General features: G+C 71.1%; 11 protein-coding genes. 2 read left to right on the top strand and 9 right to left on the bottom strand.

All coding sequences use genetic code 11. The features are described from left to right. Positions 1 to 38 precede the first annotated feature (38 nt). The 9 genes from cydC to BIU90_RS06200 form a co-directional block, all read right to left on the bottom strand. Positions 39 to 1730, bottom strand: coding sequence for a thiol reductant ABC exporter subunit CydC (cydC, locus tag BIU90_RS06160; RefSeq protein ID WP_071299352.1), 1692 nt, complete (start codon positions 1728 to 1730; stop codon positions 39 to 41). Next, the gene (gene cydD / locus BIU90_RS06165) at positions 1727 to 3364 is read right to left on the bottom strand and encodes a thiol reductant ABC exporter subunit CydD (RefSeq protein ID WP_071299353.1); all 1638 of its coding nucleotides are present in this window, start codon (positions 3362 to 3364) and stop codon (positions 1727 to 1729) included. The genes cydC and cydD overlap by 4 nt, the downstream gene beginning before the upstream one ends. Positions 3365 to 3401: 37 nt before the next feature. After that, a complete protein-coding gene (gene cydB / locus BIU90_RS06170) occupies positions 3402 to 4406 on the bottom strand; it encodes a cytochrome d ubiquinol oxidase subunit II (RefSeq protein WP_071299354.1) in 1005 nt (334 codons plus the stop codon). Between the two features lies 1 nt (position 4407). Then, the gene (locus tag BIU90_RS06175; protein WP_071299355.1) at positions 4408 to 5820 is read right to left on the bottom strand and encodes a cytochrome ubiquinol oxidase subunit I; all 1413 of its coding nucleotides are present in this window, start codon (positions 5818 to 5820) and stop codon (positions 4408 to 4410) included. A 278-nt stretch (positions 5821 to 6098) separates the two neighbouring features. Further along, the gene (locus BIU90_RS06180) at positions 6099 to 7022 is read right to left on the bottom strand and encodes an ABC transporter substrate-binding protein (protein WP_071299356.1); all 924 of its coding nucleotides are present in this window, start codon (positions 7020 to 7022) and stop codon (positions 6099 to 6101) included. After that, positions 7019 to 7747: an ABC transporter permease gene (locus tag BIU90_RS06185; RefSeq protein WP_071299357.1), complete on the bottom strand. Its 729-nt coding sequence runs from the start codon at positions 7745 to 7747 to the stop codon at positions 7019 to 7021. Before BIU90_RS06185 ends, BIU90_RS06180 begins: the two co-directional genes overlap by 4 nt. Beyond that, entirely contained in the window at positions 7744 to 8460 is a 717-nt protein-coding gene (locus BIU90_RS06190) for an ABC transporter permease (RefSeq protein WP_071299358.1), read from the bottom strand. The genes BIU90_RS06185 and BIU90_RS06190 overlap by 4 nt, the downstream gene beginning before the upstream one ends. Then, a complete protein-coding gene (locus BIU90_RS06195; protein ID WP_071299359.1) occupies positions 8457 to 9380 on the bottom strand; it encodes an ABC transporter ATP-binding protein in 924 nt (307 codons plus the stop codon). Before BIU90_RS06195 ends, BIU90_RS06190 begins: the two co-directional genes overlap by 4 nt. A 129-nt stretch (positions 9381 to 9509) precedes the next feature. Then, the gene (locus tag BIU90_RS06200) at positions 9510 to 10157 is read right to left on the bottom strand and encodes a TetR/AcrR family transcriptional regulator (RefSeq protein WP_083403750.1); all 648 of its coding nucleotides are present in this window, start codon (positions 10155 to 10157) and stop codon (positions 9510 to 9512) included. 144 nt (positions 10158 to 10301) lie between these two features. Here BIU90_RS06200 and BIU90_RS06205 point away from each other — a divergent pair, with 144 nt between their 5' ends. Beyond that, on the top strand, positions 10302 to 11366 hold the full coding sequence (locus BIU90_RS06205) for an App1 family protein (RefSeq protein WP_071299360.1): 1065 nt from the start codon (positions 10302 to 10304) through the stop codon (positions 11364 to 11366). An 86-nt stretch (positions 11367 to 11452) separates the two neighbouring features. Further along, positions 11453 to 13351 (top strand): glycoside hydrolase family 15 protein, encoded by a 1899-nt coding sequence (locus BIU90_RS06210; protein ID WP_302847388.1) that lies wholly within the window; start codon positions 11453 to 11455, stop codon positions 13349 to 13351. Positions 13352 to 13452 lie beyond the last annotated feature (101 nt).

Below are 13452 nucleotides of genomic sequence, written 5' to 3' on the forward strand. Positions count from 1 at the left end.
GTCCCCAAGATTACAAGCCACGGACGGTGGTCGAGGACTCAGGGGACCAGGCGGCCGTCCTGCATCCGGAGCGTCCGGGTCACCAGGTCTGCCGGGACCGGCACGTGGGACACCACGACCACGGTCCGTCCGGTACCGCGCGCCGTCGCCACCAGGTCCCGCAGCACTGCCTCGCCCAGGTCCGGGTCGATGCCCGCGGTCGGTTCGTCGAGCACCAGCACCGGGAACGCGTGCAGCAGTGCCCGCGCCAGTGCCAGCCGGTGCGCCTGTCCGCCGGACACCAGGGCGCCGCGCTCCCCCACGCCGGCGTCCAGCCCGCCGCGCGCAACGACCCACGCGCGGAGTCCGACCCGGTCCAGCGCGGCGAGCAGCTCGTCGTCGGTCGCGGTGTCCCGCGCGAACAGCAGGTTCTGCCGGATCGACTGGTCGAAGACGAACGGGTCCTGCTCGATCAGCCCGACCCGCGCGCGGACGGCGTCGGGGTGCATCGTGCGCGCCTCGACCCCGTCGAGCGTGTAGCTGCCGTCGTGGTCGACGAACCGCACGAGGGCCTGCACGAGCGTGGACTTGCCCGCGCCGCTCGGGCCCTGCAGCACCACGACCTCGCCGGGGTGCAGGTCGAACGACACCGCATCGACCGCGGGGCGTGCATCCCCGGGCCACCGGACAGTCAGGTCGTGCGCGGAGATCGGCACGGCACCCTCGACCACGAGCGACGCCGGGTCCGCTGGTTCGTCGGGCTCGGCGACCAGGCCCGCGGGGAGCACCGCCGGCACGACGCGTTCGACCCGGTCGGCAGCCGCTCGCACGCGGCGGAACGTGAGCACGGCGAGCGGGACGGCACCGACGACCTCGAACAGCGCGAGCGGCACGAACACGGTCAGCGCCCACAGCGGTCCGTCGAGCGCGCCGGACACCACGCTCGGTGCTCCCACCGCCAGGATCCCGACCACCGCTGCCCCACCGAGCAGGCCGACGAGCGCGCCGACCAGCGACTCGACCCCGGCACGGCGACGGACGGCCCGGGTCACGCGGGCGTCCAGCGCGGCGATGTGCCGGAGGCGTTCGTCGAGGGTGCCGTACGCGGCGAAGACGTCGAGCGTCCGGACCGTGTCGAGCACGAGGTCCGCGACCCGTCCCCGTTCGGCCGCGGTCGCCTGGTCGCTCGTGCGGGCGATCGTCGCCGTGACGACCGACCCGACGAGGGCCGCCGCGACCAGGGCCAGCAGCAGGACCAGGGCCGCCGGCAGGGACACGATCGCCACCACGACGACGGACAGCACGGCTGCGGTCCCCGCGGACACCAGCGGTCCGACCACCCGGATCGGCAGGTCCTGCAGCCGGTCGGTGTCGGTCACCAGCCGCGTCAGCAGGTCGCCCCGACCGCTCGTGCCGAGGCCGCCCGGCGCGGTCGACGCCAGGCGTCGGTACATCGCAGTGCGGACGACGGCGAGCTGTCGGAACGAGGCATCGTGGCCGGCGAGCCGGTCGACGTACCGCAGCGTCGCCCGGCCGAGCGCGAACGCGCGGACCCCGACCATGACGAGGGTCAGGTAGAGGATGGGCGGCTGCTCCGCGGCACGGGTGATCAGGTACCCACTCGCCGCCAGCAGCGCCACGGCGCAGAGCGCACTCAGCGCACCGGCGGCGACCGCCTTCGCCCAGCCGGACCCCCTCGGCAGGGCGAGCCGCAGGACCGAGTCGGTCCGGGCCTCCTGTCCGGCGCTCATGCGCGCACCTGCACGGCTCGGGCCGACGCACCGACCGCGACGCGCACGTCGGCGGCCGCGATGACCGCCGGGCGGTGGCTGGCGACCAGGACGACGGCGCCCTGGTCGGCGAGGCGACGCATCGCCGTGACCACCTGGGCCTCGGCGTCCGAGTCGAGCGCGGACGTGGGTTCGTCGAGCAGCACCAGTCCGACCCCGGTCCGCGCGTGGCGGTACAGGGCGCGTGCCACGGCGACCCGCTGCGCCTGCCCACCGGACAGTCCGGTGCCGCCGGAGCCGACCAGGAGGCCCGGGTCGACTCCCAGCCCCACCGCACCGAGCGCGGTCCGGACGCCGTCCAGATCGGGGGTCGCGCTGAGCGCGATGTTCTCCGCCACCGTCCCGCGCACCAGGCGCGGGCGCTGGTCCACCCAGGCGATCCGGTCGGCGGGGCTGGCTCCGGCACGGCCCGGGACCTGCACCGCACCGTCGTGGTCGAGCACCCCGCGGATCGCGGCGATCAGGCTCGACTTGCCGGAACCGCTCGGTCCGGCGAGCGCGACGACCGTGCCGGCCGGTGCGGTGAGGTCGACGGGTCCGATCACCGTGCCCGCGCGGCGGACGGTGAGCCCGCGGAGGACGAGCGCATCCGCTGCGGGGCCGCCCGCGGTGGGCGCGACCGGTGCCGCTGGGTCGTCGGCGAGCACGTCGAGGACGGCACCCGCTGCCTCGACGCCGTCCTGGGCCGCGTGGAAGTCGGCGCCGACCTGCCGGATCGGGGCGAAGGCCTCGGGCGCCAGGACCAGCACGAACATGGCCGCACCGAGCCCCATCGCGCCGTCGACCAGGCGGATGCCGATCGCCACGGCGACGAGGGCGACCGCCAGACTGGCAGCGAGCTCGAGCGCGAAGCCGCTGACGAACGACAGGCGGAGCACGCCGATCGAGCCGCGGCGGTACGCGTCCGTGACGGACCCGATCCGGTCGACCTGGCGTCGGGCGCGACCGAACACCTTGAGGGTCGCGAGCCCCTCGACCGCCTCGGTGAACGCGCTGCCCAGGCGTGCGAGCGCGTCCGCCTGCCGACGTTGCAGCGTCTGCGTCGCCATCCCGATCAGGATCATGAACACCGGGATCACCGGCAGCGCGCACAGCACGATCAGCCCGCTCGTCAGGTCCCCGAGCCCGATCGCGACGAGCAGCACCGGGGTGGCGACCGCGGTGAGCGCGAGCTGCGGCAGGTACCGGCCGAAGTACGCGTCGAGGGCGTCGAGACCAGGGCCGAGCGTCGTCGCGAACCCTGCGCTGGACCGTTCCGCCAGCCAGCCCGGCCCGCGTTCGGCCGCACGGGCGAGGACGCGGGTGCGGAGCTCGCTCTTCACGGTCGCGGCGGCGCGGGCCGCCAGGTCGTCCGTCGCCCAGGCCGCACCGGCGCGGACGACGAACGCCGCACCCAGCACCAGGAAGGTCGGGACGGTGGCGGCCGGCACCGCGCCGTCACGGACCGCGTCGAGCACCATGGTGACGGTCGCGGCGATCCCCCAGGCGATGCCGATGGTGGCGAGCGTCCGGACGAGTCCGGTGGCCGACGCGGCCACGACGAAGCCGCGCGCGGACCGCGACAGGCGGAGCAGGCGCGGGTCGAGCGGCTTCATCGGGTGGCCTTCCTGAGGTGGGTGCGGACCGTGGGCTTCAGTGCGCTGCGGCGGTGACGTGGGCGCGCGTGACGCGCTTGCGGAAGACCCAGTAGGTCCAGGCTTGGTAGGCGAGCACGAGCGGCACGAAGACCAGCGCCACCCAGCTCATCACCGTCAGCGTGTAGGTCCCGCTCGAGGCGTTGGCCACGGTCAGGCTGTTCGCCGGGTCGTTCGTCGCGGGCATGACGTCCGGGAACACCGCGGTGAACATCGCCAGCACGACCGCTGCGATGGTGACGGCCATCAGCGTGAAGGCACGGCCCTCGCGTCCCCACACCGTGCAGAGCACCGCGAGGACGAGCGCCAGCGCAGCGACGACCGAGAGCACCAGGCTGGTCGGGGTGGCGCGCTCGAGGGCCATCGTCACCAGGAAGGCGGCCGCGACGACGATCGTCAGGACGCCGGCGCGCGTGGCCAGGCGTCGGGCACGCACGCGGATCTCGCCTTCGGTCTTCAGCGCTATGAACACGACGCCGTGCGTGAAGAACACCAGCAGGGTCGCGACGCCGGTGAGCAGCGCGAAGGGGTTGAACAGGTCGAAGACCGTGCCCGTGTAGTTGTGCCCGGCGTCCATCGGGATCCCGCGGACGACGTTGCCGAACGCGACGCCCCACAGGAAGGCGGGCAGGGCGCTGCCGACGATGATCATCAGGTCGAAGCGACGCTTCCACTCCAGGTGCTTCTGCTGGTGCCGGAACTCGAACGACACCCCACGGGCGATGAGCGCGGCCAGGATGAGCAGCAGGATCAGGTAGTAGCCGGAGAACATCGTGGCGTACCACTCCGGGAAGGCCGCGAACAGGCAGGCGCCGGCGACGATCACCCAGGTCTCGTTGAGGTCCCAGACCGGGCCGATCGTGTTGATCATCACGCGGCGGTCGGTGTCGTCCCGCCCCAGGAACGGCAGCGCCATCCCGACACCGAAGTCGAAGCCGTCCAGGACGAAGTAGCCGACGAAGAAGGCCGCGACGATCGCGAACCAGAGCACGGGCAGGTCCATCTCAGTACACCGTCACTTCGTGCTTGACCTCGCCGGTCTCCTCGTCGACCTCGGCGGGTGCCGCTGGTCCCTCCTGCGCCACCTTCTTGATGAGCCGGAACTCGACGACCGCCAACGAGCCGTAGATGAGCGTGAACACGATGAGCGAGATGAGGACCTCGACCCCGGTCACGTTGGGTGAGACGCCGTCGGCCGTCTTGAGCAGTCCGAACACGAGCCACGGTTGCCGGCCCATCTCGGTGAAGACCCACCCGACGATCATCGCGGCCATCGGCAGCGGCACGGCCCAGGTGGCGATCCGCCAGACCCAGCGCTTGGTCGGGAAGCGGCCCTTGCGGGTGAGCCAGAGCCCGGCGAGCGAGACCATCACGGCACCGACGCCGAGCGCGATCATCCAGCGGAACGACCAGTAGGTGACCCAGATGACCGGCTTGTAGTCCCCGGGGCCGTACACCTGGCTGTACTCGGCCTGCAGGTTGTTGATGCCCTCGACCGTGCCGGTGAAGGTGTGCGTCGACAGGAACGACAGCAGGTAGGGCACCCGGATCGAGAACAGTTCGTGCACCCCGTCCGGTGTCCCGAGCGTGAAGATCGAGAACGAGGCGTCCTTGCCGGTCGCGGTCGTGTACAGCGCCTCGGCCGCGGCCATCTTCATCGGCTGCGTGTCGACCATCGTGAGGCCGAGCTGGTCACCGGTCAGCACCGTGAGCGCCCCGGCCGCCACCATGGTCCACATGCCGAACTTCAGCGCCGGCAGCATCGTCTCGAGGTGCTGGTTGCGGGCGAGGTGGTACGCGGCGACGGAGATGATGACGCCGGCCGCGACCATGAAGCACGCGAAGAGGGTGTGCGGGAACGCGGCCAGTGCGACCTTGTTCGTCAGCACCGCCCAGATGTCGGTGAGCTCGGCGCGGCCCTTCGCCTGGTTGATGACGTAGCCAACGGGGTGCTGCATGAACGCGTTCGCCGCGATGATGAAGTACGCGGACATGATCGTCCCCGCGCTGACGCACCAGATGCTCGCCAGGTGCAGTGCCTTCGGCAGCCGGTCCCAGCCGAAGATCCAGATGCCGATGAACGCGGCCTCGAAGAAGAACGCCAGGATCCCCTCGAGCGCCAGCGGAGCGCCGAAGACGTCCCCGACGAAGCGGGAGTAGTCCGACCAGTTCATACCGAACTGGAACTCCTGCACGATGCCGGTCACGACGCCCATCGCGAAGTTGATGAGGAAGATGCGCCCGAAGAACCGGGTGAGCTGCAGGTAGTGCGCCCGGCCGGTCCGGTACCACGCCGTCTGGAACACGGCCACGACGACGGCCATCCCGATGGTGAGGGGGACGAACAGGAAGTGGTAGATCGTCGTCAGGCCGAACTGCCAGCGCGACAGGATCAGGGGATCGAGGATGTCGTTCATGCGGCGGTACCGATGGGGTCCACCGCGCGCAGGTGCTGCACGTCAGGTGTCTTCCTGTAGGAGGGGCACTTCTTGCTCGTCACGTCCTCGGGACACCTCCACGCTACCTATCGGACACCTGGTTCGACAAGTTGTAGAGGCCCCCGCTGCACGAACGTGCAGCCTCCGTGCACGGCACAACCGTGCGGAACATCGGTGCTGACAGCCCACTCCCCGGAACGACGACAGGTGCCGGGCGAACCGCCCGACACCTGTCGCTCACTCGTGGTGCGTCGCCGTTACAGCAGACCCTTGTCCGTCAGGAAGGCCTTGGCGATGGTGGACGCCTTCTCCTTGTCCGCGGTGCTCTTGGTGTTGAGCTCGATGAGCGCGTCGGTCGTCAGGACCTTGCTCACCTTGTCGATGTCGGCAGCGGCCTTGTCGCTGACCTTGCTCGACACGACGGGCGTGACGTTCTGCGGCAGGATGAGGTTCTTCGGGTCCTTGAGGGACACGAAGTCGTTCGCCTTGATGCTCGGGTCGGCGCTGTAGATGTCGGCGAGCTGGACGGTGCCGTCCGTGAGCGCCTTCACGGTCAGGGCCCCGCCCGAGTCCTCGATCGCCTTGAAGTCGACGTCGACGCCGTACTCGGACTTCAGGCCCTCGGGCCCGTACGGACGCGTCTGGAACTCGGAGTTCGCGCCGACGGTGAGCTTGTCGCTGACCTTCGACAGGTCGGACAGGCTCGTGACGTCGTTCTTCTCGGAGAACTCCTTGGTCACGGTGTAGCTGTCCTGGTCCGTGGCCTCGGCCGCGTCGAGGGCGCGCAGGCCCTTCGGCAGCGCGTCCTTGAGCCCGGCCGAGATCTCCGACGCGGTCTTCGCGGTGGAGTTCTTGTCGTAGTACTGCAGCAGGTTGCCGCTGTACTCGGGCATGACGTCGATCGCGCCCTTCTGCAGCTGCGGGAGGTACACCTCACGCTGGCCGATGTTGTAGTTGCGCTTGACGCTGAAGCCGTCCTTCTCGAGGACCTGGGCGTAGAGCTCGGCGATGATCTCGTTCGAGTAGTACTGCTGCGAACCGACGACGATCGTCTTCGAGTCCGACGAGGCGCTCGAGCCGCTGTCGAGCGGGCTGCTCGACGCGCAGCCGGCCAGCGCGGCGACGAGGCCGGCTGCCAGTGCGGCGGCGACGCCGACGCGGATCTTGGGTGCTGTGATCACGAGGGGTTTCCTTCCGGGATGGGATTGCGGGCTCGCTCGCGCGATCCCTTGCGTCCCCCCGCCGTGCGGCCGGAGACGCCCGCGGGCACCACCGCCCGCTGGAGCAGGGAGAAGACGATCTCGAACGCGATCGCGAGTGCGATCACGAGGATGGAGGCGCCGAGCATCTCGGCGTAGTCCTGGGTCTTGAGCCCGAGGAACACGTAGCCGCCGAGGCCGCCCGAGCCGACGTAGGCGGCGAGCGTGGCGGTGGCGACGACCTGCAGGACACCGGCGCGGATGCCGCCGATCAGCAGGGGCAGTCCGAGTGGCACCTCGACCTTGGTCAGGATCTGCCAGCCGGTCATGCCCTGGGCCCGGGCGGCGTCGACGGTGACCGGGTCGACGGACTCGATGCCGGAGTACGCCCCGGCGAGCACCGACGGGATCGCCAGGATCACGAGCGCCAGCAGCGGCGCCTGCAGGCCAACGCCGAGCAGCAGGCCGAACAGGGTCAGCACGCCGAGGGTCGGCAGGGCGCGGATGCCGCCGGACACCGCGATGGCCAGTCCGCGAGCCCGACCGGTGTGCCCGATCAGGTAGCCGAGCGGGACGGCGATGACCGAGGCGATGAGCACCGCGAGCAGCGAGATCCAGATGTGCTCCCACAGCCGCGTCGGGATCGCGTTGTAGCCGGAGTAGTTGGTGGGGTCGAAGACCCAGGCGAAGGCCTGTCCGATGATCACGAGGTCACCTCCGCAGCCTGCAGCACCCGACGGGCCTGGCGCTTGGAGACGGTGTGCTTGCGCGTCCACGGCATCACGAGACGCCCGAGCAGCACGAGCAGCCCGTCGAGGGCGAACGCGAGCACCAGGACCATCACGATGCCGGTCACGATCTCCTCGGTGATGCCGCGGCCGATGCCGTCGGTGAACAGCGAACCGAGGCTCTGGATGCCGAGCACCGCGCCCACCGTGGTGAGCGAGATCGTCGACACCGCGACGACCCGCAGGCCCGCGAGCAGGACCGGGCCGGCCAGTGGCAGGTCCACCCGGAAGAAGCGCTGCGCGCCCGAGTAGCCCATCGCCGTGGCAGCGGACACCGTGGGGGCGTCGACCGACTCGAGTCCGTCCACGGTCGACCGGACCATGAGCGCCAGGCCGTACAGCGTCAGACCGATGACCACGTTGACGGGGTCCTGCAGGCCGGTGCCGAGGATGCTGGGCAGCGCGATGAACAGCGGGAGCGAGGGGATCGCGTACAGGAGCCCGGCGACGGTGACGATGCCACCGCCGATGCCCCGGCTGACGGGCCGCCCGCCGGAACGCCGGAGCCGCGCCACGAGCCAGCCGATCGGGATCGACAGCAGGAAGCTGATGACGATGGGCGGGATCGCGATCGCCAGGTGGGCGACGACGTCGTCCCAGATCGTGTCGAGGTTCGACAGCACCCAGTTCACCGGGTGCTCCCACCCTGCGCCGGAGCACCCGCGGCGTCGTGCGACGCAGCAGCCTTGGTCGTGGCAGCGGTCGTCCCCTGCGCAGCGGCAGCGTCGACCACCGCCACGGGACCGGTCAGGACTCCGGCAGCGCGACCGTCGCCGTCGACGACGATCGGGCCGGTGGGGGTCTGCTCGACGCGCAGGGCACGACGGCCGCGGCCCGCGCCGATGAAGTTCGCGACGAAGTCGTCCGCCGGCTCGGAGAGGATCTCCGCCGGCGTGCCGAGCTGGGCGATCTCGCCGCCCTTCTTGAGGATGACGACCTGGTCGCCGAGCTTGAAGGCCTCGTCGATGTCGTGCGTGACGAACACGACGGTCTTGCCGAGCTCACGCTGCAGCCGGATCAGCTCGTCCTGCAGGTCGTTGCGGACCAGCGGGTCGACCGCGCCGAACGGCTCGTCCATCAGCAGGACGTTCGGGTCGACGGCGAGCCCGCGGGCCACGCCGACACGCTGCTGCTGGCCGCCGGAGAGCTGCGACGGGTACCGGTCCGCGAAGGCCCGGTCGAGTCCGACGGTGTCCATCAGCTCGAGCGCCCGTGCTCGGGCCTCGGCCTTGGAGACACCGGTCAGCAGCGGCACCGTGGCGATGTTGTCCGCCACCTTGCGGTGCGGCAGCAGGCCGGAGCTCTGCATCACGTACCCGATGCTGCGACGGAGCTTGACGGGGTCGCTCGTCGCGACGTCCTTGCCGTCGATGGAGACGAAGCCCGACGAGGGGTCGACCATCCGGTTGATCATGCGGAGCAACGTCGTCTTGCCACAGCCGCTGGACCCGACGAAGACCGTCGTGGTGCGGGAGGGGATGACGAGGTCGAACCGCTCGACGGCGTTGGTGCCGTCCGGGTACGTCTTGCGCACCGAGCGGAATTCGATCATGGGGTGGGTGCCCTTCTGGTGGGAGGTAGCCCGACTCCGAGTGAGAGTACCCGTCAGGACCGACAGCGGTTGCACTGCGTGTCGGATCGTGACGTGTCCCGGACATCGAGGACCCCGTCCGAGGGTGCCCTAGGCCGCGGCGAGGACCTTCTCGAGGTAGCCGCGGCTCATCACCCGGTAGGCCTCGATGAGCGCCGTGTCCGGGTGCTCGCGATCGCGGTGGGCGCGGGCGAGCAGCGCATGCGACGACTCGGCCAGCACCACCCAGGCACGGGCGACGGACTCGGTGTCGGGCATGCCGAACCGCTCGCGCAGGATCGTGCCGACGGTCCCGCCGAGCGCGGCCATGCGGTCGTCCTCGTCGCCGACACCGGAGTCGGCCGGGTCACCGAAGCGGATCGCACGGAAGCCCGGCTCCGTCCGGTACATCTCGCTCGTCATGTCGATCAGCGCGTCGCAGGCTTCCTGCCACGTCGTCGCACCGCTGGAGTCGAGCGCCTCGACGAAGCGCGCCGCCAGCCGCTGGGTGCTGCGGATGGCCAGCGCCTCGACCACGGCGATGCGGTCCGGGAAGTACCGGTAGACGGTGCCGATGGACGCCCCGGCGCGCTCGGCCACCATGGCCGTCGTCAGCCGCTCGAACCCGATCTCGTCGATCACCGCGGCAGCGGCGTCGAGGAGTCCGGCGAGGCGCGCCGAACTGCGGGCCTGGACCGGCTCGTTCCTGAGCAGTGATGATCCCCCCGGCAGTGCGTTCGACATCTCGGTGACGAGCACGTGTACTCCTTCTCGCGGCGACCGCGGGCTGATGGTGTGACGGGGCAACTCTCGCAGAGCCCGGCTGGAACATCGCTGCGATTCCCCGGGTGTCGCCGCCGGACGAGTGGACAACCGGCCGCCGCTGCATGGGATGATGGCCCGATGCCCGACCCGACGCCCCACGAACCGTCGTTGGCCGAGCCCATCCTGCACCGTGCAGCCCGGATCGAGGACGCCGTGCAGGAGTTCCGCGAACAGCGCGCCCGGCGCCGCGGCCAGGTCCCGACGGTCATCCCGTACACCGGGTACGGCGCCCCCGGGTGGATCCGCGTGCTCTGCCGCGTGCTGCTGACCCGACGTGGCCTGGCCTCGGACGTCTCCTACGAGGGCGTCCGCGGCTGGAAGTCGTTCACGAGCGTCGCCGTCGACCACGCCGAGGTGACGATCACCGCCGGTGGGGTCTCGCACACCGTGCAGTCCGACCGCGGCGGTGTCGTCGACACCATCGTCCCGATCGACCTCGACCCGGGGTGGCACACCATCCGGCTCTCCGCCGGGGGCCAGCGCGACGTCGAGGCCGACGTGTTCATCGTGCACCCGGACACCCGCTTCGGCCTGCTCTCCGACATCGACGACACGGTGATGGTGACCGCGCTCCCCCGGCCGATGCTCGCCGCGTGGAACTCCTTCGTCGTGACCGAGCACGCCCGCCGCCCGGTCCCGGGGATGAGCGTGCTGTACGAGCGCATCCTGGCGCAGCACCCCGGAGCCCCGACGGTTTACCTGTCGACGGGCGCCTGGAACGTGGCCCCGACCCTGCAGCGCTTCCTGACGCGGAACATGTACCCGTCGGGGACCCTCCTGCTGACGGACTGGGGCCCCACGCACGACCGGTTCTTCCGGAGCGGCCAGATGCACAAGCACGAGAACCTCCGGCGGCTCGCGCGCGACTTCCCCGACGTGCAGTGGCTGCTCGTCGGTGACGACGGCCAGCACGACGAGACCCTCTACGGCGACTTCGCGCGCGAGCACCCGGACAACGTGGCCGGCGTCGCGATCCGGCAGCTCTCCACGAGCGAGGCCGTGCTCGCCGGTGGTCGGTCCCGCGCCCAGGAACGCTCCCGCGACTCGAGCTCCCCGTGGGTGTACGCGCCGGACGGCGCCGGGCTCTGGACCGAGCTCGGCCGGATCGGGCTCGCGGACCTCGGCGACCAGCCCGAGGCCTGACCACCCCGGAGCCTGACCAGCCCGAGGCCTGACGACCCCGAAGCCTGAGTCGACCTTCAGTCGATCCGACCGGCAACCGGTGGAACATCGGCGGTCGGTGGTTCGATCGGGCCATGGCCCAACGCATCGAAGACCACGCGATCATCGGCGACTGCTACTCCGCGGCGCTCGTGGACCGCGCCGGCACCATCGACTGGGCCTGCCTGCCCCGGTTCGACAGCCCGTCGACCTTCGCGGCACTGCTCGGCGACGAGCACGACGGCCACTGGACCCTCCGCCCGAAGGACCCCGACGCCACCGCCGAGCGGCACTACGACGCCGACACGCTCGTGCTGCACACCGTGTGGACCACCGCGTCCGGCATCGTCGAGGTCACGGAGTTCATGCCGGTCGAGGCCCACCGCGCCAGCATCGTCCGACGGGTCCGGGGCCTCCGCGGGTCGGTCGAGCTCCGGCAGACGCTGCGCATCCGCTTCGACTACGCGCGCGCCCTGCCCTGGGTCCGGCAGGTCGGCGACGACGACGACCCCGCCCTGGTGGCGACCGCCGGTCCGGACTCGGTCGTGGTCCGCGGGTGCCGCTTCCACGCCGACGACCACCGACACCTCGCCGACGCCACCGTGCACGACGGCGACGTCCTCGACACCGTGCTCACCTGGTACCCCTCCCACCGTGAACCGCCGGAGCCACTCGACGTCGACCAGGCGCTCGAGCACACGGCCGCATGGTGGCGCGCCTGGACCGGCAAGACGGAGGTGGACGGCCCGTACGCCGCCGCCACCCGACAGTCGCTGTTGTTCCTGCGCGCGATGACCCACGCCGAGACCGGTGGGGTGGTCGCAGCGGTCACGACGAGCCTGCCCGAGGACCCGGGCGGCGAGCGGAACTGGGACTACCGCTACGTGTGGCTCCGCGACGCCTCGCTGGCCCTGGCCTCGCTCATCGCCCACGGCTACCAGGACGAGGCCAAACACTGGCGTGGCTGGCTGCTCCGCGCGATCGCGGGCGACCCGGCCGACGTGCAGATCATGTACGGCATCGCGGGCGAACGCGAACTCCCCGAACGCGAACTCGACGAGCTCGCCGGGTACGCCGGGTCGAAACCGGTCCGGGTGGGCAACGGCGCGTACACGCAGTACCAGGGCGACGTGTTCGGCGAGGTCCTGGCGGCTCTGCACGACGCGCGGGAACTCGGGGTGGAGGAGAACGCCGACTCCTGGGCCCTGCAGCGCGCGCTGCTCGGGTACGTCGAGCAGCACTGGCAGGAACCCGACAACGGGATCTGGGAGATGCGCGGCCCGCGGCGCAGCTTCACGCACTCGCGCGCGATGATCTGGGCCGCGTTCGACCGGGGCGTGGCAGCGGTCGAGGAGTTCGGGCTCGAAGGTCCGGTCGCCCGCTGGCGGCAACTCCGCGACGCCGTCCGCGCCGAGATCGACGAGCACGGGTGGAACGCGGAGCGCGGCTCGTTCCGGCAGCACTACGACACCGACGAGGTCGACGCCAGCCTGCTGGTCCTCCCCCAGATCGGGTTCTGCAAGGCGGACGACCCGCGCATGCTCGGCACCGTCGCGGCGATCGAACAGGACCTGCGCGTCGGTGCCGACGGGCTCGTGCTGCGCTACCGCACCACGAGCGGCTTCGACGGGCTGAAGGGCACGGAACACCCGTTCCTCGCCTGCTCGTTCTGGCTGGTCGAGCAGTACGCCGCCTCGGGCCGGGTGACGGACGCGGAGCGGCTGATGGACGTGCTCGTCGGGTACGCGAACGACGTCGGCATGCTCTCCGAGGAGATCGACGTCGCCTCCGGCCACCACATCGGCAACACTCCGCAGGCGCTCTCGCACCTGACCCTGGTGTCCGCCGCCGACGCGATCAACCGCGCACGGGGCAAGGCCGCCGGGCACCGCACACGGACGCCCCAGCACGACGGTTCCACCCGGTCCGCGACCGGACGAGGCGAGACCGCCGGCGTACCGGCCTGAGCGATCCTCTACACCGCCCTCGCAGGCTCGGTCGGCGCTGGCGTCGCGCGCCGCTGGCGCGTCGCATCAGCGGAACGCGCGCAGGAGGCCCGGTGCCAGCT

The sequence above is a fragment of the Curtobacterium sp. MCBA15_001 genome (genome assembly GCF_001864835.1).
Lineage (GTDB): Bacteria > Actinomycetota > Actinomycetes > Actinomycetales > Microbacteriaceae > Curtobacterium.

Bases quoted from the DNA above. Each gene is read 5' to 3' on its own strand.
- cydC (WP_071299352.1), bottom strand. From the start codon at position 1,730: ATGAGCGCCGGACAGGAGGCCCGGACCGACTCGGTCCTGCGGCTCGCC.
- cydD (WP_071299353.1), bottom strand. From the start codon at position 3,364: ATGAAGCCGCTCGACCCGCGCCTGCTCCGCCTGTCGCGGTCCGCGCGC.
- cydB (WP_071299354.1), bottom strand. From the start codon at position 4,406: ATGGACCTGCCCGTGCTCTGGTTCGCGATCGTCGCGGCCTTCTTCGTC.
- BIU90_RS06175 (WP_071299355.1), bottom strand. From the start codon at position 5,820: ATGAACGACATCCTCGATCCCCTGATCCTGTCGCGCTGGCAGTTCGGC.
- BIU90_RS06195 (WP_071299359.1), bottom strand. From the start codon at position 9,380: ATGATCGAATTCCGCTCGGTGCGCAAGACGTACCCGGACGGCACCAAC.
- BIU90_RS06205 (WP_071299360.1), top strand. From the start codon at position 10,302: ATGCCCGACCCGACGCCCCACGAACCGTCGTTGGCCGAGCCCATCCTG.